This window comes from Salinicola sp. V024, assembly GCF_052645315.1.
In genome coordinates, this window is sequence record NZ_JBQXYB010000002.1 from 328,311 (window position 1) to 348,363 (window position 20,053).

Here is a 20,053-nt window from a genome sequence, read left to right on the forward strand (position 1 = left end):
GCGAATGAAAGATGAATCGAAAATGAACTGTCGTCGATTTTTGTCGTCGTAGTAGGGGCAGATGATGGCCAAGGCAGCGCAGGTGATGGCCATGGCGTCGTCGACCGGGGACACCCGGTCATGATGAGCCGGTGACACAGAGGTCGAGCTTGCGCGTCTCGAAAGGCGTCGATCAAGCTGACGCGCCTCCAGATGTCATTCTGAACGTTGCCGTCATTCAACACGTGGCGAGCCGCAAGGCCGAGTGTGAGGGTGTAATCATGAAACAGGTGCACGAGTCTTTTTCCGCACTGATGGATAACGAAGCCGATGAATTCGACCTGAGACGAGTTCTCAAGACGATGGGTGCGGCCTCGCAAGAGGGCGACACCTGGCGTCGATATCATCTTGCTCGAAGCATGATGCGACGTGAGCGCGATGCGATCGTCGACATCGATATTTCCCGCGATGTGATGGCTGCCATTGCCGACGAGCCGCAGCCGGTTCGGGAGTCCGGTAGCGAACCGACGAAGCGCCATTCGTTCTCGATGATGAGTGGAGCCGCCGTTGCGGCCGCGGTATCGCTGATGGTGATCACCGGCGTTCAGGTCTACAACAGCCAGTTTGGTGGTGGCACCACGGTATCGCCGGACGTCGCGTCCAGCAGTGGAGCGGCTTCGTCGGCGGGGGCACAGCCTTCGCTGGCCTCGGAACAGATGTCAGGCGGGCAGGGCGGTGCGATGCAGGCTTCCATGCAGGCGCCCATCTCCAACGGCCTGCCGTATGCGCTGGGTGGCGCTGGCAGCTTTGGCAGTGGCAACCCGGGTAACGGCGGTAACAGCGGGTTGATGACCGTCGGTGAGCAGGTCATGCAGCCGATGTTCATGTCTCCAAGCACGCGCCAGTCGCCCAATATCGACAGAGAGCAGGCGCAGACACTGCAATCCTATCTCGAGCGTCATTCTGTCGGGGCCGCCTACAGCACCGGCGACAACTGGATGCCATTGCTGCGCACGCCGGGTGGCCTGTCCGCCCAGATCGGCAGCGCCGGAGCTACGGACGCGCGTTGATGTTCCGGATCTCCCCCCGGGCCCCTTGGGCCGCGGTATTCGCCGTAGTGGCAGCGTCGGCTGCCATGCCGGCGTCATCGCTTGCCGATGATCGAACCGGCCAGGAAACCTTCGACTGCGGTAATCTTGGCGCGGGTAGTGACAGTGATGTCTCCCCCGACGCGTTATTTCAGCGCAGTCTCTGGGCCAGCCACTGCTACAACTTCGGAGCGCGTGCCGTCCGCATCAGCTTCGATGGTGTCAGAACGCTGGCGCTGACCCACAGCGTCGAAGACGGGGTCGAGACAGAGTCCGCCAGATTCCTTGATGGCCCGCCCATCGCTGTGGAAAAGCGAGGCAGCGTAGGCCAAGGCTCGAAAAAGAGCGCCCTGGGCTTCTCGGCCGGCGTCGCACCCGCCGAGCTCACTCGCCAGATCGTCGCACACTACGAACTCCAACCGATGGCGCTCGAGCGGATCGCCGGCCGCCCGGCATGGCGACTCGATGTCGAACCGCAGGACGGGCTGCGCTACGGCTACCGCCTATGGCTCGATCGCGAGACAGCGTTGCCGCTCAAGCGCGAGATGATCGGCATCGACGGGCAGATTCTCGAAACCTTCCAGATAACCGATCTTCAAAAGCCCAAGCTCTATGCCGGCACGTTGCGTCTCGGGCCAGGCCTCCAGCCTGCGGACTCCCCGTGGCATGCGCAGTGGCTGCCTGCGGGTTTTACCGCGCAGCCGATTCCCCCGGAAAGCCCTGACCAGAGTGCTCGGGTGGAGCATCGCCTTTACAGCGACGGCCTGACCAGCATCAGCCTGTTCGTCGAACCCATGGCCAATGACCGGCGCGCCTTGCTGGCGGGTATTCATCGTCTGGGTATCTCCTACGGCGCTGTTCGCCATGTGATTCATCAGGGTCGGCCCATGCAGATACTGGTGCTTGGGGAGGCCCCGGCCGAGGTGCTGGCACGCATCGCCTCGAGCGTGGCGTGGAATAATGAAGATGGCGCCAGCGACACCGCTGCCGATAGTTTCGATGACATCTCCGCTGATAGTTCCGCTGAATAGTTCCGCTGGTGGTTCCTGACGGTCCTTCCCCGTAGCTTCTGATGGCATTCCCGAGCATGGGCCAATGGCTGAACCGCTGCTGGCGGGCCCTGTTTCTTCGTCCCGTCTGCTCGTCGATAGCCGTTGGCGATAGCGAATCGATGGCTGCCGCCGCTGCAAAGAAACTTTACATCCCGTTGAACTCTTGCCGGTTTTTCGTATCAATGACTGTGGTCGCCGCGTCTTGTCATCAGCCGCGGCGACGATGCGATGACGTGAGGTTTATCAGCGGCGCTTAATTTACCCCTCACGGCCATCGATCTTCTCAACGTGTGACTCTCAGAGTCTTCATCGATGTTTAGGAGTGTTTATGGAACGCATGACAAGATGGTTCGCTCCGTGGCTCTTGATGGCCGTGACGTTATTGTCCGTTCAGGCGGCACAGGCACGCGAACTGCCCGACTTTACCAAGCTGGTCAAACAGGCTGCGCCCGGCGTCGTCAACATCGCCACGACCAGCAGTGTCAGCGCGTCCAGCGGCCCTTACGGTCAGCAGGACGTCCCCGAGATATTCCGACGTTTCTTCGGCGATCAGATGCCGCAGATCCCCGGTAGCCCAGGCGGCCAGGGTGAAGAGGAGGAGCGTAAATCCCTCGGGTCGGGATTCGTCATTCGTAAGGATGGCTACATTCTGACCAACGCCCACGTGGTCAAGGATGCGGACGAGATCATGGTGCGGCTGAACGATCGGCGTGAGCTGCCGGCCAAGCTGGTGGGTTCCGACACCCGCACCGACGTGGCGTTGCTCAAGGTCGACGCCAACGATCTGCCGACGTTGAAGATCGGTGACTCAGACGATCTGGAGGCCGGCGAGTGGGTTGCCGCCATCGGCTCTCCGTTCGGTTTCGACCATTCGGTGACGGCCGGCATCGTCAGCGCCATCAACCGCACGCTGCCGAGCGAGACCTACGTGCCGTTCATCCAGACCGATGTAGCGATCAACCCAGGCAACTCCGGCGGGCCGCTGTTCAACCTCGACGGCGAGGTCGTGGGTATCAATTCGCAGATCTATACGCGTAGTGGCGGTTTCATGGGTCTATCGTTCGCGGTACCGATCAGCGTTGCCATGAATGTCGCCGATCAGCTGCGCACCGAAGGTCATGTCAGCCGCGGCTGGTTGGGCGTGGTGATCCAGCCGGTGTCCAAGGATCTTGCCGAATCGTTCGGCCTCGACGGCACCAACGGTGCGCTGGTATCGGACGTCAGCGATGACAGCCCTGCCCAGAAGGCTGGTCTGAAGGCAGGCGACGTGATTCTGAGCGCCAACGGGTCGGATATCCAGGACTCCACTACGCTGCCCCGCGTGGTCGGTCAGGTGTCGCCGGGCGATGAGGTCAAGCTTCAGGTCATGCGTGACGGTACCGAGCGCGACATCGACGTGACCGTAGGGGATTGGCCGGAAGAGATGGCCGCCGACGGTTCGCCATCCAGCGAATCCTCCAACGATCAGACCCAGTTGGGTATCGCGGTCAGCGATCTCAACGATCAGGAGAAGCAGCAGCTGGATATCGACAAGGGCGCGCTGGTGCGTCGCGTCGACCCGCGTGGCGCGGCGGCTTCCGCAGGCATTCAGCCGGGGGATGTGGTCGTCAGTTTCGATCAGAAGCCGATCGACAGCGCCGACCAGTTGATCGACGCGGTCAAGAAAGCCGATGACGATCGCGCGATTCCGGTGCGAATCGTGCGTGACGGCAACTCGCTGTTCGTGGCGCTGCGCCTGAAGTCCGGCGACTGAGCCGGGTTACGCGAACAGCAACGCGTTGCAGCCTACACAGCCCCGCTCGAGCGGGGCTGTGTGCGTTCCGGTTGTCGCTGTCTTTGCCCCGGCCATGTCGGTACAATGCGCCCAATTCGAAATCGACCGCGCGACTTGGCTACAGCACTCCGTGCGGACTGCGCGTGTACAAATGACCGGTAAGGCTTAAATGGCAGACGCTGCAAGTAACGAGCAACTGAAGTTCATTCGCAACTTCTCGATCATCGCCCATATCGACGCTTAATCTCCCCGCACTGCCTCCCTCTGTATCCCGCTAAATCCTACCATTTCAATGGTTTATTCCTTGTCTGGCTCGATCTGACCCGCACTGTTTCGCGCTGATTCTGTCAGCTATGCGCTAGAAATGTGTACTCACCTGTGTACATACTTCGCGCTCAAAATGCTTTTGCGACTGGAGTATGTACACATGCCGCTCACCGATGCCTGGCTGAAGGCCGCACACCGCAAGCCGCGTGAGACGCCAACGGAGAAGGCGGACCGCGATGGCATGGGGGCGCGCGCCACTCGTGCCGGCAAGGTCGTCTTCCAGATGCGGTTTCGTTATGGCGGCAAGCCAGCGCGGATGGATCTCGGTAGCTACCCTGCGATGACGCTCAAACAGGCTCGAGAAGAGGCATTGAAGAGGCGTTCTCAGCTAGAGCAGGGCCATGACCCCAGGTTGCTGCGGAAAATGGAACAGGCGTCGATTGCGGAGGCTCACACCAATGAGACGCTAGTGCGCGAGTGGTACGTGCGTTATTGCGAATCCCAGAAAGCCGGTGCGCGCGAGATCCTGCGTAGCTTCGAGCTACACGTATTTCCTACCCTCGGCACATTACCGGCCGACCAGACAACGCTCCGGACGTGGATGGAGTTGCTCGAGGATCTCGCCCTGGCCAAGCCCAGGATCGCTGAGCGGGTGCTCTCCAACATGAAGCAGGCCCATAAGTGGGGTGCCAAACGGGGTGTTATCGCGCAGCAGCCGTTGGCGTCGATCTCTGCTGTCGAAGATCTGCGAGTGAACCGTAAACGTGTGGCGGGGCGAGTTCTGAGTGATCGCGATTTGTGGGTGCTCTGGCACGCCCTGGAGCGGTCACGGATGCCGCTGCGCTCCAAGTTGTTCGTCAAGCTCTCGCTGCTATACGGCTCCCGCCCGGGCGAGCTGATCGGCGCCAAGCGGAGCGAGTTCGATTTCGATGCAGGGGTGTGGGAGATACCGCCGGAGCGGCATAAGACGGGTCGGAAGACGGGGAAATCTCTCAGGCGACCGGTTATCGCCGAAGTTGCACCGCTAATCCGGCAAGCAATGTCGCTATCTCTCGTACCTGATCGGCTCTTCAGCGGCGAGTCGAAGGCGGTCCCGCTAGGTGACCGATCGGTACTGAGCTTTCCCTATGCTGTGCTCGGGGTGGCGCAAAAGCAGATGGGAATCGAGATGGCCCATTGGTCGATGTATGACCTGCGCAAGACGGCCCGGACACGCTGGTCTCAGCTTGCAGAGCCTCACGTCTGCGAGATCATGCTGGGCCATGTTCTGCCGGGCGTCTGGCAGGTCTACGATCGTTACGACTATCTCGAGGAGCAGGCTACGGCGTATCGGCTTTGGCATGAGCAGGTCATGCGGATTGTGTCTGGCGATCTTCCCAGCGAGTAACGTCGGCGCGACGCCAACGCGATTGGGCACCATGGCCACCCTGAACCACCGGCCGAGGAAAGCCGCGAGAAGTCTGCCACCGCTTCAGTGTATCCGGTGAGCGGCCGTAGCGGTCGCAGAGGTCGGTTGTCGTGTACATCTCCGGGTTGGTCATCAGGTCTCTCCTGTCTGTCTTTTGAAGCTTGTTGATCGATCGTCGTGCTGGCCACTCATGGCTCATCACTCCTCAGACGTGCGTTTTCCGCTTCCAGTACCCGACAGCGGGTGCTGAACTCTTCGCCCAGATCAAGCGCCTCGCCCAGCATGGCGTTGGACGCCTGAAGCTGGTTACCCAGTCGGGTGCCGTGGTTGCGGGCCTTTTCGACGGCCTGGGCGGCTTCCGTGAGGTTGTCGTGCAACAGCGCCACTTCCTGGCACAGATCGTCATAGCTCTTGTTCATCGCCGCATCCCCTTGGCTTTGTGGTCACGAAGGCCCTGGCAATCGACGCAGGTGGTTGCCCAGGGGGCGACTTCGCGTCGGCGGGCTGGGATCTCTACCCCGCAGTCCTCGCAGTAGGGATCGGTGGCCACGTCCACTGGTAGTCGGTGCCGAGCGAGTGAGTGGGCGAGGTGACGCTCGATGACGGCAACGGCGTTATCTGCTGCATCAGCCATGGGGTTGCTCCTTCATTCGCTTCTGCACGCTCGGCAACTCGCTATAGCAGCCTTTACAGGTGCTTCTCAGACCGTCCGGCTGGCGTCGGTCGCCGTAGAAGAACTCGCGATCTGCCGGAAAGTCCTCTTCACAGCTCACGCAGATCTTGGTTTTTCCTTCGAGGGTGCTCTCGATATCAGCCATGGTTGAGCTCCTCGACGGTCTGGCTGTCGCGATACGCGCAGCGGTGGTTGGTGACGGCCTGGCGTAACGCTTCTTCGCTGTCGAATGAGACGACCATCGCGAAGCGGTGGCGCGTTTCGCCGATGTTTGGTGCCAGCACGGCAAGTTCGCCGGCGTCCTGCAGCGTGCCGCGGGGCACGGCCATATCGACGCCGGTCCAGCGGGGTTTCTTCGGTACCAGGCGCGGTTCGTTCGGGATTCGTTGAGCCATGTCGGTCTCCTTTGTTGTCAGATCCCTTCCGGGAAGTACTCTTGAACGCCTTGCCACTCGGGCAGGGCTTCGGGTTTAGCGAATCGGTGAGCCATGGCGCGCACCATGCGTTCCTCGATCTCGACCGATTCCATTTCTTGGCGGACCTCTTCGCTGGCGCGCCACTCTCGATACCGCTGGAGTTGCTCGTCGAGCTCCTCCTGGGTGAGTTCTTTCGGGGTCAAAAGGGCCTTGGGGACGAGGCTTTGGCCGTCGCCCGGGGCGGGGTCCGTACAGTTAGTGACACAAGTCCAAGGGTCGGCGGCTTCGCCACCTCCCGAACGGCCCGCCCCTGCAGCGCTGCGCTTGGGCCGAACGTCCCAGCGATACAGGCGGGTGAGAAACTCGGCCGTTCGACCTTTGTGGTCTTTCACTACCAGGCCCTTGGGAACCTTGATCTCGTCGCCGTAACGTCCGTGCTCGACGAAGCTGCGGTTCATCTCGCCGGTGGCGTGGCTGAAGTCGTGGTCTTTATCGCCTGTGCGGAACGCGGGGATGCTCCACGGCTTGATCGGCTGATCCTTGCGTGGCGTGTTCGGGCCGCCCATTAGGCGTAAGAACTGATCCCAGTGACCGCCGAGGGCGGCGGTGCGGATCTGGTGGAGCACGTTGGCGATGCTGGCGCGGGGCTGGGTCAATTCTTCCCAGCGCTTGAGTTCGTCTTCCTGCTGCTCTGTCAGGCGGCGGACTTCACGCCAGACGGTGACGCTAGGCAGGCCGAGAAACTGGAACTGGCGAATGCCCCAGGTCGCCGCCCACGCTTCGATGCGGGGCGCGCTGTCGTTGAGGTCATGGCCGTAGCTGTCGAGGTGATCGCCGTCGACGCCGGCTCTGCTGAACTGCTCGCCATTGATGTTCTTCGAGATGTACTTCGCCACGTAGCCGGCGGCGGTACCGCGCTGGGGGTCGATGGTCTCGACCTTGAAACGGGCCGTCGTTTTCTGGCCGAAGCGGTCGAACAGCTCTTGCGGCGATTCCGCCTCGGCGTAGTCGCGCAGCGTTTCGGTCACAGCCTCGACATGATCCGGCTTGGCCCAGACCAGCATGTGCCAGTGAGGCGTGCCGTCGTGGTGAGGCTCGACGACACGAATGCCGTAGATACCCAGCCCGTCACGGGCGAGCGACGAACGCGCCTGCGCCCACAGCTTCTGCAGGTACTGCTGTGCGTCGCGGGGCGTGCTGCCGTCGTATTTCGGATTGCGCTGCGAGCTGCTGGCCAGCACCGGGTGAAAACGGCTCGGCGTGGTCAGCGTGAAGAACAGGCCGACGTGGCCGAGCCGCATTCCCTCGACCTCGGTATCGCGAATCCGCAGCATCAGCTCGGCGCGTCGATGGTCCGGGTTCGCCAGCCCCAGCTCGGCCAGTTCCGCAAGGGTGTAAACCTGATCGTTCTGGTTGATCGCCTCAATGGTTTCCAACAGCGCTCGGTTCCGCACTTTCTGGGATCGGCGACGCTCGACGGTCAGGTCGCTGCAGTAGATCCCCGCGCGCTTGTGAACGCGGCGCGCTTCACGCATGACCTGCTCGATCCGCCGGCCGGTGATGCGGCGCAGTTTGCGGCGCCACCACTTGTCGCAGCCCAGCCGGGCGATCTGCTCGGCGCGCTTTGACTTGGGGCTGGGCGGGGTGATGCCATGCAGGCGGGCGCGTTCCCGCGCCTGGGCTAGCGCCATTTCATCGGCGACGGCAATGCTCATCACCGGGGCGCGTTCCCACTGGAAGACGGCGAGCAGCGGCACGCTCGGCGCCGGCGGCGTCAACGGATTGCGCGCCTGGGCGATCAACAGGGAAAGCTGACGTGCCTGGGCGGAAATGGTCTCGCCATTCAGGCGCGGCAGGTGGCGAGGTGGCGGCAACAGGCCGAGGCGCAGCCGGCGATTGTGATTGGCGATGTTGCCGATCAACTTATTGCGCACGTCTTCGATGCCCATCGCCTGTGCCTTGGCGTAGTCACACAGCGCGTCGTCATCGTGGGTGGCATTGAGCGTGACAACCACCAGGCGTTTCTCGACATCGGCCAGCCAGTCACACGCGGCCAGCAGGCCCTCGGTGTGAGTGCCTTGACGGCGGATCTCGGCAAACGCCCGGCGCAGGTCGGCGGCCAGTGTCTCGAAGCGGTCGAACACGCGACCCGGGTCGATGAAGCGAGATTCATGGCGGCGCAACCAGGTATTGCCGGCGGCATTGCCGTGTCTCTCGGCGATCTCGACGAAAACTGCCGCGAGGCTTTCGGCCAGTGACGTGAACCGATCGAAGATCGACTGACGCCACCGATGACAATCCGCCGTGCCGAATTGGAGTGATTGCTCGACCGCGGTCATTCCGCCCCCTGTTCGATCAGGTTGAGCCAGTGCAGCGCCTCACACATTCGGCCCGCGTCCAACGCTCGGCGGGCATTCGCGGCCAGATCCCGGCTCGGGTGGGCATGGCGTTCGGTACCCAAGCGGCTACCTAGCTGCTGGGCGTAACGGCTCATGCGGCCGATGGCGGCGCGGATAGCGTCGCGATCGTGTTGGCTCATCTGTTCGATGCTGCGCAGGGCGTCGCGGGGTTCCATCCCGGCGCTGGCCAGGACGGCTTTGCGCTCGGCCAGTTTCAGGCCCGACCACAGCGCGATGAGATCCCGATCCTCGCAGCGAGCGTGCAGCTCGGCGCGCAGGGCGCCGAACCCCGCGCGGCCGTCCGGCTGGACGACCGACAGATGCGCTTTCGATGGGGTGACGGAGTGAGTGGCAGTCATGGCGATCTCCCGGTTCACTGGATGGGACGCGGTTGGATGACCCGCAGGGCGCCGCGGTCGCGGGCCTGTTCTCGCTGGGCGAGCAGGTCGCCGACCGTGAACGGAATCGGCGTGCCGCCGGCGGTGCGCAGCACGACGACCTGGGCCGTGCTGGCATCGAGGTCGATCCACGCCACCTGATTGAGCGATTCCAGCTCGGCGCTGGCGTGAATGGCGGCTAACTCGGCGGCGGACTCGGTCAGGTCGTACTCGCTCATCAAAAACTGGGTGCAGTTTTCGAGCGCCGTGGCGCGTTTCAGCCCCCGGCCGTAGCGCAGCAAATACCCGATCGCCGTGTTTTCAGAGTCGAACTGAGGGGCCCGGCCGGCTTTGAAGCCAGCGGGAGCGGTTGCGATGGTCATGGTGTTTCTCCGTTAGGAGTGGCTTAGGTGAAGCGCTTGGTAATTCGTTGGTTGCAGTTATCCGCAACGCCTCGGAATCCGCATCGGCACTGGACGTGATACACGCGGTAGTGCTGATGGAGCTGTTTCGACGTGCGGATCGTCACGCGCGCCTTGCAGTCGGGGCAGGCTCGGTCAAACACGGTCACCCTCCCGGCCCTGGGTTAAGAGCAGTTCGTGGAACATGTCTTTCGGCGGCTTCATCGGCTTCATCTCGTAGGGCAGATGCTTGGCGAACCGGCGTTGGTATTCGGGGTTCGGGATCCCGCTAGGGCTGATGGTTTCGTCCACCACGTATTCGCCTCTGCCGTGCCAGCCGCAGTACTCGTTGGTGCAAAACAGATAGGTAACGCGGTAGTCGCTCAGCATCTGTTTCGACGTCCGGACGATGCAGCGTGAGTGGCATTCGAAGCATTCCCATTCCGGGCGGCGTGCATCGCGTTGGATTGCGACCTCCCGGCGGCAGAACGTTTTCTCTTCTTCGCTCAGTGCCGATGCAACGATGGTCTTCTTCGCCAGATGCGTGGCATTGCCACACCAGCCGCACGCGGGTTCGGTGCACTGCTGGTAGGTCACGCCAGGCCCGCCCGGTAGCAACTTCGAATGGCGCATTCGACTTGGTGCGCCGCACTCTGGGCAGGTCCATAGGTTGCGCATCGGGTTACGCTCCGAGGTCTAGTTGTGATAAGTGTTTCGTTGCGTTACGCAAAGTCACGCTTCAACTCCACAATCCGAATGAGGTGCCGAATGGCAGAACGCGATATCAAGCTTCCTAAGAGCTCGCCCAACTGGGCCGCGCATGAGGTCATCCTCGAGATGGCGAAAAGCGGTGCTTTCAACACAACATCAGGAACGACAAGAAATACGGGCGAACACATGGGTGATTGCGTTACCGCTGCTCATCAGAAGATTGCGGACTACTACCGCTCGCTTCAGGGCGACTGAATGCCTCGAAGCCTGCACGCAGTGCGGCCGCGAGATCGGTCGCGCTTTGCTTGAGCGTCTGTCTCGGTAGCTGCTGATGTTGGGCAAGCTGGCCAATCGCTCTAGCGATGGTTTCATCGGCTAGTCGCTCCTGATCGGGTGTCGGGTTGAATAGTCGTTGTTCGTTCATGATCGGTTTCTCCTTACCGGGGCCAGCGTGCGTGGACCGGCCGCGCGTTGGGACATGAGCCGCAGGCGACGCCGTACCAGGAATTCGGCCGCCTGATCGGTCGTTTCCAGCCCCTGCTGATCACGTACCGCCTCCAGCACCCGCTGTGTATCGGGGTCGGCGTCGAACGTGGTTTGGCGTGTATTGGGCATGGGCACCTCTTGAGGACCTTTGGCGGGCCTTAATGGAGCTTCGGAATCGTCTGCGAAACAGCGACACTGACGGCATCGAACTCATGGATGTCGCGTACGCCCAGCATTTCGAGCGCTTCCCGCATCACCATCTGGCGCAGCAGGGCGGCTTTCTCGATGCCGGTGTAATCGACCAGCGCATCGATCAGGTTGTCTTCGTATTCATCCAGATTGATGCCAGTGCGATGGGCGCGGAGGCGCTTGCTGTTCTGTTGCATGGCGGCGATTCCTTGCGTTACTGAATGGGCGGTTGAGTGGGGGTGTGACGGCGGTAATGGCTGACACCGCGCAGATAGATGATTCGGGCCATGGAGGCGGCCGAGCGCACTTCCTCGCCCGCGATGCGCTCCAGTTCGGCGCGCTCTTCGGGGAGAAGACGCATCGCGACAGGCTTTTCAACGCCTCGCGGACTACGAGTGGGCTTCGACGGCTTGACGTCCATGGGGTAAGCTCCGAGTTAGTGTGACGCTAAATGATTTTGTGAACTCAGAATGATATCCAAACGGATATCTGTCAAGAGTGAGAATTCCTTTTTGAGTAACATTGGCGAAAGGTTGCGGCAGGAGCGTACCCGATTGGGTATGTCTCAAGAGGATTTCGGCGCCATCGGCGGCGTCAAGAAAGTCGCGCAGTCCAACTACGAAACCGGCAAACGGCATCCTGATACCGCGTATCTCGAACGGATACTGCAAATCGGTGTCGACGTGCATTTCGTCCTTTACGGATCTCGTTTGGATATCACGGCTTCTCCTGAACCAGTCGCCCTGATGAGAGGCACCGAGCCAGTGCCGATGTATGACATCGAGGCGGCAGCGGGGGCGGGTCGCATGTTCGATGCCGAGACGATCCAGTCGACGTTCTATCTGCCCGTCGAGCTATTCGAGGCTGAGGGCGTGGATCCGGCCCAGGTGGTCGGCGTGACCGCGCGTGGCGATTCCATGGGCGACACGATCCGCGACCGCGAACAGGTGCTGGTCAATCGCGCCCAGCGCACACCGGATGGTGTGTTCCTGCTGCGTATGGGTGATGAGCTACGACTAAAGCGCGTACAGCGTGTGGCCGGTGGGGCTTGGCTACTGATCAGTGATAACCCGGCCTATGAGCGGGAACTGATAAAGCCGGAGGATCTCGGCGGGGTGGAGATCATTGGGCAGGCATGGCGGAAGGTGGGAAGGGTTTTTTGAACTGAAAACAACTTTAGTCGAATTATATTCACGGTGATTATATGTTCACGGTAGAGCCGCATCCGTTAGTTGATGAACGAAATAAATGTATTTCTATTATGACCGTAATGTCAGTTGATAGATACTTAAGCCTTGTATATGACGTATACGGAAATAAGGGTAATATTGAAGGGCAAAGGGCACCTTTAAAAACTACGACCGCATCCAAGATTCGTGGCCGTATGGTACAAGACATTCGAGATGGAACTGTCTTGCCGCCTTTAGTTTTAGGGGCTGTTGTGGATGGCGATTTTTACCGTAAATTAGTGAGGGGCGACGGGTTTTCTATCGAAGATTTTGTACAAAGATTCTCTTCTGATATCTCGATAATCGACGGCATGCAAAGGACTACAGCTCTTATTGAGGCGCTAGAGGGCGATGAGTTAACTAGAAGAGAAATTAGGGTTGAGTTCTGGATGTCAGAGGACGTTCATAGTTTAATATACAGAATGCTTATCCTCAATACCGGGCAGGTGCCTTGGGATATTGTTCGTCAGCTAGATACTGTTTACAAGTCTCTACTAAATAAAATAAAAGAAAAGGTTGTTAACGTTTCTGAGATATTTGTTCAGTCTGAAGAGAGCCGAAGAAGAACTAAAGCTGGTCAATACCAAAGTAAAGCCGTAATTGAGCTGTTTCTGACCTTCTCTTCTCGGCGTACAGAAGTAGATTTGAAAGATAGAGTTGCGGAAGATTTCGCCAAGCTGGATATGGTTGAAGCATTATCTAACGATCTCTTTTTGGACTATTTTGTAAAAGTTTTTGATTATTTGGCAAAGTTTGATACGCAGTTTGATCGAATATCCGATGCTTTCACTGATGAAGGCCAGCTGAAGTTCACTTCAGGCCGAAAGGTCTTCGCTGCTTTTCCTGCTCTCGTAGGCTTCGTGACGGCATTCTCTAACTTTCTTTTCAAAGGGCCAGGCTTTGCAATTGACTGGGACGCTGCTGAGGAAAAAATGCAAGATGCTTCAGACCGTTTAGACCAGTTATTAAAAGCTATGTCTGCTATGGATGAAAATCGGCTCAGAGACTTTTTGCAACTAGATCTATTAAATACCGCGTTATCTAACCGAAAAGTATCTCAAGTTGGAAGGAATGAGCGAGATTTTTTCCGTCAAGCTTTCGCATCCATGATAGATAATGCCTACGAGCTCACGGATATGTCTCCTTGTTGGAGAGCGCAGGGATAGCATATGAATCATAGAGATAAAATCAAAGGGATGTTTCTGCCTCTTTGTGATAAGGCGGAGGTTCAGTATATAGAGGGGTATCATAAAACTAATGCTGAAGGTTTAACCAAGGAGGACAGGGTAAACATTGATCATGCTTTGCGTGGATTTAATGCAGAAAGCTTACGTGTTACATGGCTATATCCTAGATATAAAATGCTATGTTATAGCATAGATGCTGCCAAATATGTTGCTTTGGTATTACCCCAGATTTTTCAAGAGCCAAACTTGATAGATGCTTTGATCGATTTTGGCTTGGATTATGTTGAGGTTGATTATGGCCATTTTCTTGCTCTCGTGAATTCGTCTGGTACTATAAGTGTAGATGACGCCGTTACTCTATCTGAATTATACAATGTTCTTGGATATGATGGCTCGGAATTTCTTGCTAAGTCGCCCGAAGTATCCCTCCATGATGTTATGAGTTTATATGAACAAGTTATAGTGTTTGAAATTCCCGTTTTGCTAATGTTCGAAAGTAGCCACCTTCAGGTAGTTCTTGCTCAGAAATTTCCAAGTTTTAGACCGCACACTGAGCTTAGTTACGACCCTGAAAGGCTGACAAGCTTGTCTGCATTACCTCATGCTAGTTCACCAAATATTTACCGAAGCCTGATTTCGTCCTCTTACTCTCAAGCATTCGTTGATCTATTTCGTTGTTTTGAAAGTTTTTACTATGTTCCATGGATGCTTGATTTAAAAGCTAAGCTAAATCTTTCTCAGTCGTCACGCTCCATAAAAAAAGTTGTTAAAAGTAGTATTGATTGGAATTTGAAACATGGCGATTCTCTAGCGCAGATGTTTCAACTTGCAGCAACTAACGGAGTTCTTTCCACATTGTACCTTAGGGATATTAAAGATGAGCTAAATATCAATGTCAATGAGCAGGGTGAGTTAGCAGGTTTTCAGTCACGCGTGAAACTTAGCCCTGATTTTCCATACCCCGAGCAAAGTGTTCTAGCGGAACGCCTCTCTACTTTTATTTACGCATTGAGAAATCAAAATGTTCATCATGAAGATTATGATAGAGGCGAAGCAATTTACGAGCTAGACGATAAGCAGTGGTCTTGTGTGTATAATATCTGCTTAGACCTTCTGGAATATTTCTATCTGACTTATAAAGCTGAAGTTTTATTGCCAGCATGAGTTTTGATTTAATTTATTGAACAAGCTGAGTATTCAGCCGCGTTTATCTATAAATCACAACTCCGCGATTCGCTCATCGCATCGGTTAATTCGATCTCGTTGGTCCAGCGGCATAGAGCGCTATTGCCATCTACCCTGTAGCCATGTGCAGCCGTTTCTCTCTCTACAGCAACTACCCGCGATTCGCTCACCGCGTCGGTGAGCTTCGCGTCGATCATCCCCCGGCGCCACGCTACAACGTGGCGCCTGGAACGTGGATCGCGTCGATTCGTCGGCAGGCGGATGATCCGCAACTGACGTTCGATAACGTGTGGTGGGGCTATAAGCCGGAGTGGGCGGGGGAGACAGCGCCGCAGCCGATCAACGCCCGTGTCGAGACGGTGGCCACCTCCAAGTTCTACCAGGCGGCGTTTCAGCGTCATCGGTGCCTGATCCCGGCCGATGGCTGGTTCGAGTGGCTGCCCGGTACCAAACCGAAGCAGCCGCACTTTCTGTGCCGAGAGGATCGGGAGCCGTTCTTCTTCGCCGGCATCTGGACCGAGCGCGCCGACGGCAAGCCGGGCGCCGCGATCATCACCGAACCCGCCCGCGGTTCAGCGGCTGACGTTCACGACCGCATGCCGTTGATTCTGACCGATGAGAGCATCGAGCCCTGGCTGGATCCCAACCTGACCGACCGCGAGACCATCCGACGCTTCGTGCGCCATGTCCCCGCCGAGGCGTTCACGCATTGGGCTGTCTCTACCCGCATGAACAAGCCGGGCGAGGGGGATGACGAGGGGCTCCTAAATCCGGCCTAACCCTTGGCTCCCGGTATCTCATCCCATCTTGTCGTGTAACGGGGCGATCGATGCGCGCAGCGCAGGTGCCAGGCCGCGCCCGCACTCGGCGTGCCGATCCTGACGGTGCCGCGCCCCATCTTTTGATTCAGTTCGTCCATCACGCCCATCAACTTTTCGCTGCGTTCCCGGTCGGCGTCGCTTTGTGGCGCGTTAAGCAGGGAGAGCTGTTCGGTGGCGCGGTCGCAGATCTCCATCAACATTACGCCGCCTTTCATGTAGCGCTTGTTCGGCGCGTGCAGGCGTTCGAGTACCTGAATGGCGGCGCCGACGATGGTGCGGCCGTCGTCGGTGGGGTTGTCCAGTTCGATGATCATGCTGGGGTTGTGCTGGGCGAGATCCTGCCGGTGCGGGTTGGTGCGCAGGAAGACGAGCACGGCGCGGCAGAGCGAGCCTTGCTTGCGCAGTTTCTCGGCGCTGCGCTGGGCGTGCTGCCGGATCGCCTCGCGGATCTCGCCCTTGTCATTGGTGAGCCGGCCGAAGCTGCGGCTGGTCATGATGCGCTCGCGCGCGAAGTCCATGCCGATCATCTCGATGGCGGGGGTTTCCTGCAGCTCGAGCACGGTGCGCTCGAGCGTGACCGAGAAGCGGCGGCGGATCTCCTTGGCGTTCTGGCAGCGGAGATCCCAGGCATTGCGGATACCCATACCGCTGAGCTTCTCGGCGAGGCGGCGGCCGACGCCCCAGACGTCGCCCAATTCGAAACGCTGCAACAGGCCTTTGGTTTGGGAGCTATCGGGGTAGAGCACGCAGACGCCGCCGAAGCCTTCGATCTTCTTCGAGGCGCGGTTGGCCACCTTGGCCAGCGTGCGGGTGGGGGCGACGCCGATCGAGACGGGTATGCCGGTGTACTGCTTCACCTGGCGCCGGAGTTCCCGAGCGTGCTCTTCGAGCTGGCCGGGGGCAAATCCAGAGAAGTCGACCCAACATTCATCGATCGAATACGGGTCGATGCCGGCGCTGAATTCTTCGAGCACCGCCTGGACTCGGCTACTGATATCGCCGTAGAGCTCGTAGTTGCTCGAGAACAGGGTGATCTCGCCGCGGGCGACCTGTTCCTTCAGATAGTGGGCCGGGGTGCCCATCTTGACGCCGAGCGCTTTCAGCTCGTTGCTGAGCGCGATGACGCAGCCGTCGTTGTTGCTCATGACGCCGACGGGCTTGCCGTTCAGGTGAGGCTGGAACAGCCGTTCACAGCTGACGTAGAACGAGTTGCAGTCGACGATCGCGATCATACCGGGAACTCGATGTGGTTCGAGCGCACGACGCCCCAGATCTGCGACTCGACGCCGTTGAGGGGAATCGGTGGGTAACGGTTGCCGCCGGAGCAGAGCAGTTGCCATTGGCCGCGCTCGATCCACTTCTTGACCATGAATTCGCCTTCCACCAACGCCAGCACGATGTGACCGGCGCGGGCGGTGACGGAGCGATCGACGATCAGGTAATCGCCTTCCTGGATGCGGTATTCCTCCATCGAGTCGCCCACGGCCTGGAACAGGAAGGTCGCGGCCTTGTGCTTGATATAGCGCTCGTTGAGATCGAACGACCGGCCGGCATAGTCCTCCGCGGGGCTGGCGAACCCGGCGATGCCGCAGCGGGCGAGTACGTCGGGGCAGGGAATCTCAAGACGGGGTGAATCCGGCCGCAGGGTGCCGAGCAGTTTGACGTTGGACATGGTGCATTCGCCTTCCTTTGAAATGCTGTATGGGTATACAGTATTTATTGAAAAGCGAGCGCCGGGCAAATGATTCTTTGGTAGCCCGGTGGACGAAAACGGAACGAGACCGGCCACGGCGCGGCTTGGGCCGATAATGAAAATTTTGCATACGTGGGGACGTCATGCAGGTGCAATATCTGGGACCGCTGATGATGGGGCTGGGGCATCCGGCGTTGATTGGCTATGACCTGGGAAGCTGGCCGGCGAGCTGTTTCGCGGTTGAGCTGAAGGCGGGTGCTGGCTTCGACGGCCCGCTGATCGAGGGCGATGTGCTGATCGCGGACGAAGACCGGATGATCGGCAATGAGGATCTGACGATCGCCAAGGTGGAAGGCGAGCATCTGCTGGCGAGAGCCTGGCGAATCGGCGGCCGCGTGCGGTTGATACCGCTGCACGGCCGGGAGTCGCTCTTTGCTCACGACGAGATGCTGTTGGGCGTGGTGGTCAGCCAGGCGCGGCGGTATGTGGTGTGATTAGGAGGCCTTATCGCGGAGCCAAGAAGACAGCCCCGCGTCGACTACCATCCGGGCTAGATCGTTGGGGCCAATCAGATGTGCATCGCAGCCTTCAGGCTTCACCACCTTTCCCGTATGCCAGACGAAGAACATCTTGTGAAATGTCTGGCTCAACTCGTGGGTTTCCCAGTATTCCAAGAACTGTTGCTGGTTAGTCGAAGCTTTGACCTGCACGAAGCCTCGTTCTTGAGTCGTGGGAAGTAGCAGCTCGAGATCGACGTGCTTCTGCGTCTTGCCCATGACACCCACGCGACGCCATCCACTGGCGGCGAACACGAGATCGACTAATAGCTCGAAATCCTGCCATGTCAGTTGCTTCATCAGAGCGATATTGGCGGCAACTAGCGCCTCCTCGGCTTGCCGAGCCGCTAAGACGTCGGGTGATTCTATCCCGTTGATCTTGCGCTCTAAATACGCCTTGGGGCCGACCTGACAAATGGTCCCTCTGAACCCTTGCACCCGCAGTAGCCGGCCCGAAAGCTGATCCGTCGAGAGCTGCGTGCCCGTAATCGAATGGCGATGCCAGCCGTCCAAAGTCTTGCGGCAACGTCTATCATCGTCCAAACGCCAAACGGCTCCCGTTGGGCGGCACCAATAGAGACAGCTGTCATGGATCGTGATGAAAACGTCCTCTGCAGTCGACTCGTGAAAAGTCCTTATCTGCTGCGTGTCTCGCGTGGCTGCTCCAGCGCTACCTTTCCGCCGCTCAAGCCACAGTTGCTTCACTGCATCCCAGTCTCCCCGTTCGCACATCTCCATGGGAGTCTGGTGATACCCAAATAGCAGAACACCTTCGGCAATGGCCTCGCGTTCCCAACTGCCGCCCGAGCCTAATTTTATATAGTGCGCATTCCGAATCTGAATCGTCATATCGACTAGCTCGTCAATTACCGTTTTTTGAATGATTCAACGACACAGAGACTCGCACGGCGTGCCGTCGTTGTCGCCGTCCAGCCTACCATTGCCGCACTGCTCAAGGTGAAACCGCGCCTCGGCGCAGGACCGCATCTGCCCGCAGGTCTTGCGCGTCGTGCAGCTGAAACCGTCGTCGTTCGCTGACTGAAGTGGCTCCGGGCGCGGGGACTCGGCCACCTGTCGGATCGTCGGCGCCGTCTCGTCGACATAAGGGTTGCCGCTGCCTTGGATCGCGGCGATACGCCGGTTTCGCTCCCGCTCCCAGTCGCTCACCGGGTCGGCGTTGGCCCACGCCTGGAACAGCTGTTGTTGCTGCCGACTGATCTGGATGCTGTAGGTGTCGCGCATGTACCAGTAGGTGCGTGCGACGTCACCGCGCACGTCCGCCGGCGGCTCGAAGGTGCGCTCGGGGAAACTGACCTTTGCTTGGCACTGGCCATACTGGTAAGCGTCGCCGCCGGCGATCATCCCGTAACGCATGTTGGAGCGGTCACCGTTCACCTCGCCAACCGATGGCACGAGATTCACCAGATCCGCCTCGGCCTGCCGGAACACGGGATCGTTGGCGCGGCAGTTGCGCCGCCCGCCGTCCTGCCAGCACTGGCGCTGTCGACCGAAATCATAAGCGGGCATGACGTGCTCCCACTCGATCCGCGCGGCGCGCTTGGGCTGTTTGCGGATCTCGTAGCCGCAGCTCGCGAGATCCGGCCCCGCATCGAAATCGAATTCGCAGCCGCAGTAGAACGTCTGATCCTGATCGTAGTAGACCTGGTCCTCGGCGATCCGCTTGGCGGCGGAGAAGGAAGTGGGCGGCGCGGCGAGGGCGGGTAGGGCGAGTAGCGAGAGAACGAAAATCAATAAGCGCATGCTGGGCTCCGGTTTCAGCAGGCGCGGATTTTAGGGGTAAGGCACTGATAATGCATCAGGCCCTAAAAGGACCTGATGGTTGGGCTCAATTTTTGTCTTTGGGCGGATTCGGATCTCTGCCATGGCTGTCGGGGTTCTGGATTTTCCCATCACGGCCATGAGGAATTAGCTCGGTACCCTGGTTTTGGCTAACACCCCGACCGTAATCCATAGCTTCCGCTTTCGTATCGAAGTGGCCACTGGATCGATCAGCACCGTCCCGTTTTACGTCCCATCCTCCATCCGGGTTCGGGACGACATGATGCTCTTTTCTGCTCATAACGCTCACCTCACACCAATATCGAGTTTTGAAAATGCACACCATGTAGTGGTAGGTGTACAAAAATCTACCGTATATGGG

27 protein-coding genes are annotated in these 20,053 nt (G+C 58.9%); 9 read left to right on the plus strand and 18 right to left on the minus strand.

The window, feature by feature from the left end:
- Nucleotides 1–260: 260 nt before the first annotated feature.
- The 4 genes from ACUN9V_RS04885 (at nt 261) to ACUN9V_RS04900 (ending at nt 5,547) form a co-directional block, all read left to right on the plus strand.
- Entirely contained in the window at nt 261–1,049 is a 789-nt protein-coding gene (locus ACUN9V_RS04885; RefSeq protein WP_445510552.1) for a sigma-E factor negative regulatory protein, read from the plus strand.
- The gene (locus ACUN9V_RS04890) at nt 1,049–2,098 is read left to right on the plus strand and encodes a MucB/RseB C-terminal domain-containing protein (protein ID WP_445510553.1); all 1,050 of its coding nucleotides are present in this window, start codon (nt 1,049–1,051) and stop codon (nt 2,096–2,098) included. The genes ACUN9V_RS04885 and ACUN9V_RS04890 overlap by 1 nt, the downstream gene beginning before the upstream one ends.
- 349 nt (nt 2,099–2,447) lie before the next feature.
- Nucleotides 2,448–3,872 carry a DegQ family serine endoprotease gene (locus tag ACUN9V_RS04895; RefSeq protein WP_439283225.1) on the plus strand — a complete coding sequence of 475 codons (1,425 nt, stop codon included), beginning with the start codon at nt 2,448–2,450 and terminating at the stop codon, nt 3,870–3,872.
- A gap of 448 nt (nt 3,873–4,320) precedes the next feature.
- Nucleotides 4,321–5,547 carry a tyrosine-type recombinase/integrase gene (locus ACUN9V_RS04900; RefSeq protein ID WP_445510554.1) on the plus strand — a complete coding sequence of 409 codons (1,227 nt, stop codon included), beginning with the start codon at nt 4,321–4,323 and terminating at the stop codon, nt 5,545–5,547.
- Here the strand turns inward: ACUN9V_RS04900 and ACUN9V_RS04905 are convergent.
- From ACUN9V_RS04905 to ACUN9V_RS04965, 13 genes are all read right to left on the minus strand, one after another.
- Nucleotides 5,510–5,767, minus strand: coding sequence for a helix-turn-helix transcriptional regulator (locus ACUN9V_RS04905; RefSeq protein WP_445510555.1), 258 nt, complete (start codon nt 5,765–5,767; stop codon nt 5,510–5,512). The genes ACUN9V_RS04900 and ACUN9V_RS04905 overlap by 38 nt on opposite strands.
- Nucleotides 5,757–5,987 carry a hypothetical protein gene (locus tag ACUN9V_RS04910; RefSeq protein ID WP_445510556.1) on the minus strand — a complete coding sequence of 77 codons (231 nt, stop codon included), beginning with the start codon at nt 5,985–5,987 and terminating at the stop codon, nt 5,757–5,759. The genes ACUN9V_RS04905 and ACUN9V_RS04910 overlap by 11 nt, the downstream gene beginning before the upstream one ends.
- Complete coding sequence (locus tag ACUN9V_RS04915) at nt 5,984–6,202, minus strand: TraR/DksA C4-type zinc finger protein (protein WP_445510557.1); 219 nt, start codon at nt 6,200–6,202, stop codon at nt 5,984–5,986. The genes ACUN9V_RS04910 and ACUN9V_RS04915 overlap by 4 nt, the downstream gene beginning before the upstream one ends.
- The gene (locus ACUN9V_RS04920) at nt 6,195–6,386 is read right to left on the minus strand and encodes a hypothetical protein (RefSeq protein WP_445510558.1); all 192 of its coding nucleotides are present in this window, start codon (nt 6,384–6,386) and stop codon (nt 6,195–6,197) included. Before ACUN9V_RS04920 ends, ACUN9V_RS04915 begins: the two co-directional genes overlap by 8 nt.
- Nucleotides 6,379–6,636: a hypothetical protein gene (locus tag ACUN9V_RS04925; RefSeq protein WP_445510559.1), complete on the minus strand. Its 258-nt coding sequence runs from the start codon at nt 6,634–6,636 to the stop codon at nt 6,379–6,381. Before ACUN9V_RS04925 ends, ACUN9V_RS04920 begins: the two co-directional genes overlap by 8 nt.
- A gap of 17 nt (nt 6,637–6,653) precedes the next feature.
- Complete coding sequence (locus ACUN9V_RS04930; protein WP_445510560.1) at nt 6,654–8,996, minus strand: replication endonuclease; 2,343 nt, start codon at nt 8,994–8,996, stop codon at nt 6,654–6,656.
- Nucleotides 8,993–9,415, minus strand: a complete 423-nt coding sequence (locus ACUN9V_RS04935) for a hypothetical protein (RefSeq protein ID WP_445510561.1) — start codon at nt 9,413–9,415, stop codon at nt 8,993–8,995. Before ACUN9V_RS04935 ends, ACUN9V_RS04930 begins: the two co-directional genes overlap by 4 nt.
- A gap of 14 nt (nt 9,416–9,429) precedes the next feature.
- Nucleotides 9,430–9,816 (minus strand): hypothetical protein, encoded by a 387-nt coding sequence (locus ACUN9V_RS04940; RefSeq protein WP_445510562.1) that lies wholly within the window; start codon nt 9,814–9,816, stop codon nt 9,430–9,432.
- 174 nt (nt 9,817–9,990) lie between these two features.
- Nucleotides 9,991–10,512: an ogr/Delta-like zinc finger family protein gene (locus tag ACUN9V_RS04945; protein ID WP_445510563.1), complete on the minus strand. Its 522-nt coding sequence runs from the start codon at nt 10,510–10,512 to the stop codon at nt 9,991–9,993.
- A 232-nt stretch (nt 10,513–10,744) separates the two neighbouring features.
- The gene (locus ACUN9V_RS04950) at nt 10,745–10,969 is read right to left on the minus strand and encodes a hypothetical protein (protein WP_445510564.1); all 225 of its coding nucleotides are present in this window, start codon (nt 10,967–10,969) and stop codon (nt 10,745–10,747) included.
- Nucleotides 10,966–11,160 (minus strand): hypothetical protein, encoded by a 195-nt coding sequence (locus ACUN9V_RS04955; RefSeq protein WP_445510565.1) that lies wholly within the window; start codon nt 11,158–11,160, stop codon nt 10,966–10,968. The genes ACUN9V_RS04950 and ACUN9V_RS04955 overlap by 4 nt, the downstream gene beginning before the upstream one ends.
- A 29-nt stretch (nt 11,161–11,189) precedes the next feature.
- Nucleotides 11,190–11,417 carry a hypothetical protein gene (locus tag ACUN9V_RS04960; protein ID WP_445510566.1) on the minus strand — a complete coding sequence of 76 codons (228 nt, stop codon included), beginning with the start codon at nt 11,415–11,417 and terminating at the stop codon, nt 11,190–11,192.
- 17 nt (nt 11,418–11,434) lie between these two features.
- Nucleotides 11,435–11,641, minus strand: coding sequence for a hypothetical protein (locus tag ACUN9V_RS04965; RefSeq protein WP_445510567.1), 207 nt, complete (start codon nt 11,639–11,641; stop codon nt 11,435–11,437).
- 49 nt (nt 11,642–11,690) lie between these two features.
- Between ACUN9V_RS04965 and ACUN9V_RS04970 the strand changes: the two genes are divergently transcribed.
- The 4 genes from ACUN9V_RS04970 to ACUN9V_RS04985 all read left to right on the plus strand — a co-directional run bounded on the left by ACUN9V_RS04970 (nt 11,691) and on the right by ACUN9V_RS04985 (nt 15,600).
- The gene (locus ACUN9V_RS04970) at nt 11,691–12,383 is read left to right on the plus strand and encodes an XRE family transcriptional regulator (RefSeq protein WP_445510568.1); all 693 of its coding nucleotides are present in this window, start codon (nt 11,691–11,693) and stop codon (nt 12,381–12,383) included.
- 41 nt (nt 12,384–12,424) lie between these two features.
- Nucleotides 12,425–13,615 carry a hypothetical protein gene (locus ACUN9V_RS04975; protein WP_445510569.1) on the plus strand — a complete coding sequence of 397 codons (1,191 nt, stop codon included), beginning with the start codon at nt 12,425–12,427 and terminating at the stop codon, nt 13,613–13,615.
- A 3-nt stretch (nt 13,616–13,618) separates the two neighbouring features.
- Entirely contained in the window at nt 13,619–14,800 is a 1,182-nt protein-coding gene (locus ACUN9V_RS04980) for a hypothetical protein (RefSeq protein WP_445510570.1), read from the plus strand.
- 143 nt (nt 14,801–14,943) lie between these two features.
- Complete coding sequence (locus tag ACUN9V_RS04985) at nt 14,944–15,600, plus strand: SOS response-associated peptidase (protein ID WP_445510571.1); 657 nt, start codon at nt 14,944–14,946, stop codon at nt 15,598–15,600.
- On the opposite strand, the gene ACUN9V_RS04990 is transcribed toward ACUN9V_RS04985, so the two are convergent.
- Nucleotides 15,597–16,874: a Y-family DNA polymerase gene (locus ACUN9V_RS04990; RefSeq protein ID WP_445510572.1), complete on the minus strand. Its 1,278-nt coding sequence runs from the start codon at nt 16,872–16,874 to the stop codon at nt 15,597–15,599. The two genes, ACUN9V_RS04985 and ACUN9V_RS04990, sit on opposite strands and share 4 nt — an antisense overlap.
- Nucleotides 16,871–17,314 (minus strand): LexA family protein, encoded by a 444-nt coding sequence (locus ACUN9V_RS04995; RefSeq protein WP_110642234.1) that lies wholly within the window; start codon nt 17,312–17,314, stop codon nt 16,871–16,873. Before ACUN9V_RS04995 ends, ACUN9V_RS04990 begins: the two co-directional genes overlap by 4 nt.
- A gap of 164 nt (nt 17,315–17,478) precedes the next feature.
- Between ACUN9V_RS04995 and ACUN9V_RS05000 the strand changes: the two genes are divergently transcribed.
- The gene (locus ACUN9V_RS05000) at nt 17,479–17,829 is read left to right on the plus strand and encodes a hypothetical protein (RefSeq protein ID WP_445510573.1); all 351 of its coding nucleotides are present in this window, start codon (nt 17,479–17,481) and stop codon (nt 17,827–17,829) included.
- Here the strand turns inward: ACUN9V_RS05000 and ACUN9V_RS05005 are convergent, their stop codons facing one another.
- The 3 genes from ACUN9V_RS05005 to ACUN9V_RS05015 form a co-directional block, all read right to left on the minus strand.
- Nucleotides 17,830–18,741, minus strand: coding sequence for a hypothetical protein (locus ACUN9V_RS05005; protein WP_445510574.1), 912 nt, complete (start codon nt 18,739–18,741; stop codon nt 17,830–17,832). It abuts the gene before it with no gap.
- A gap of 36 nt (nt 18,742–18,777) precedes the next feature.
- On the minus strand, nt 18,778–19,653 hold the full coding sequence (locus tag ACUN9V_RS05010) for an endonuclease (RefSeq protein WP_445510575.1): 876 nt from the start codon (nt 19,651–19,653) through the stop codon (nt 18,778–18,780).
- Nucleotides 19,654–19,738: 85 nt separating this feature from the next.
- Nucleotides 19,739–20,017, minus strand: a complete 279-nt coding sequence (locus ACUN9V_RS05015) for a DUF2188 domain-containing protein (RefSeq protein ID WP_445510710.1) — start codon at nt 20,015–20,017, stop codon at nt 19,739–19,741.
- Nucleotides 20,018–20,053 lie beyond the last annotated feature (36 nt).

Coding starts and splice junctions, on each gene's coding strand:
- ACUN9V_RS04920 (WP_445510558.1), bottom strand. CDS start 6,386: ATGGCTGATATCGAGAGCACCCTCGAAGGAAAAACCAAGATCTGCGTG.
- ACUN9V_RS04995 (WP_110642234.1), bottom strand. CDS start 17,314: ATGTCCAACGTCAAACTGCTCGGCACCCTGCGGCCGGATTCACCCCGT.
- ACUN9V_RS04950 (WP_445510564.1), bottom strand. CDS start 10,969: ATGAACGAACAACGACTATTCAACCCGACACCCGATCAGGAGCGACTA.
- ACUN9V_RS04890 (WP_445510553.1), top strand. CDS start 1,049: ATGTTCCGGATCTCCCCCCGGGCCCCTTGGGCCGCGGTATTCGCCGTA.
- ACUN9V_RS04935 (WP_445510561.1), bottom strand. CDS start 9,415: ATGACTGCCACTCACTCCGTCACCCCATCGAAAGCGCATCTGTCGGTC.
- ACUN9V_RS04960 (WP_445510566.1), bottom strand. CDS start 11,417: ATGCAACAGAACAGCAAGCGCCTCCGCGCCCATCGCACTGGCATCAAT.
- ACUN9V_RS04980 (WP_445510570.1), top strand. CDS start 13,619: ATGAATCATAGAGATAAAATCAAAGGGATGTTTCTGCCTCTTTGTGAT.
- ACUN9V_RS04975 (WP_445510569.1), top strand. CDS start 12,425: ATGTTCACGGTAGAGCCGCATCCGTTAGTTGATGAACGAAATAAATGT.
- ACUN9V_RS05005 (WP_445510574.1), bottom strand. CDS start 18,741: ATGACGATTCAGATTCGGAATGCGCACTATATAAAATTAGGCTCGGGC.
- ACUN9V_RS04955 (WP_445510565.1), bottom strand. CDS start 11,160: ATGCCCAATACACGCCAAACCACGTTCGACGCCGACCCCGATACACAG.
- ACUN9V_RS04895 (WP_439283225.1), top strand. CDS start 2,448: ATGGAACGCATGACAAGATGGTTCGCTCCGTGGCTCTTGATGGCCGTG.
- ACUN9V_RS04940 (WP_445510562.1), bottom strand. CDS start 9,816: ATGACCATCGCAACCGCTCCCGCTGGCTTCAAAGCCGGCCGGGCCCCT.
- ACUN9V_RS04900 (WP_445510554.1), top strand. CDS start 4,321: ATGCCGCTCACCGATGCCTGGCTGAAGGCCGCACACCGCAAGCCGCGT.
- ACUN9V_RS04930 (WP_445510560.1), bottom strand. CDS start 8,996: ATGACCGCGGTCGAGCAATCACTCCAATTCGGCACGGCGGATTGTCAT.
- ACUN9V_RS05000 (WP_445510573.1), top strand. CDS start 17,479: ATGCAGGTGCAATATCTGGGACCGCTGATGATGGGGCTGGGGCATCCG.
- ACUN9V_RS04990 (WP_445510572.1), bottom strand. CDS start 16,874: ATGATCGCGATCGTCGACTGCAACTCGTTCTACGTCAGCTGTGAACGG.
- ACUN9V_RS04965 (WP_445510567.1), bottom strand. CDS start 11,641: ATGGACGTCAAGCCGTCGAAGCCCACTCGTAGTCCGCGAGGCGTTGAA.
- ACUN9V_RS04945 (WP_445510563.1), bottom strand. CDS start 10,512: ATGCGCAACCTATGGACCTGCCCAGAGTGCGGCGCACCAAGTCGAATG.
- ACUN9V_RS05015 (WP_445510710.1), bottom strand. CDS start 20,017: ATGGTGTGCATTTTCAAAACTCGATATTGGTGTGAGGTGAGCGTTATG.
- ACUN9V_RS04925 (WP_445510559.1), bottom strand. CDS start 6,636: ATGGCTCAACGAATCCCGAACGAACCGCGCCTGGTACCGAAGAAACCC.
- ACUN9V_RS04985 (WP_445510571.1), top strand. CDS start 14,944: ATGTGCAGCCGTTTCTCTCTCTACAGCAACTACCCGCGATTCGCTCAC.
- ACUN9V_RS04885 (WP_445510552.1), top strand. CDS start 261: ATGAAACAGGTGCACGAGTCTTTTTCCGCACTGATGGATAACGAAGCC.
- ACUN9V_RS04970 (WP_445510568.1), top strand. CDS start 11,691: ATGATATCCAAACGGATATCTGTCAAGAGTGAGAATTCCTTTTTGAGT.
- ACUN9V_RS05010 (WP_445510575.1), bottom strand. CDS start 19,653: ATGCGCTTATTGATTTTCGTTCTCTCGCTACTCGCCCTACCCGCCCTC.
- ACUN9V_RS04915 (WP_445510557.1), bottom strand. CDS start 6,202: ATGGCTGATGCAGCAGATAACGCCGTTGCCGTCATCGAGCGTCACCTC.
- ACUN9V_RS04905 (WP_445510555.1), bottom strand. CDS start 5,767: ATGAGCCATGAGTGGCCAGCACGACGATCGATCAACAAGCTTCAAAAG.
- ACUN9V_RS04910 (WP_445510556.1), bottom strand. CDS start 5,987: ATGAACAAGAGCTATGACGATCTGTGCCAGGAAGTGGCGCTGTTGCAC.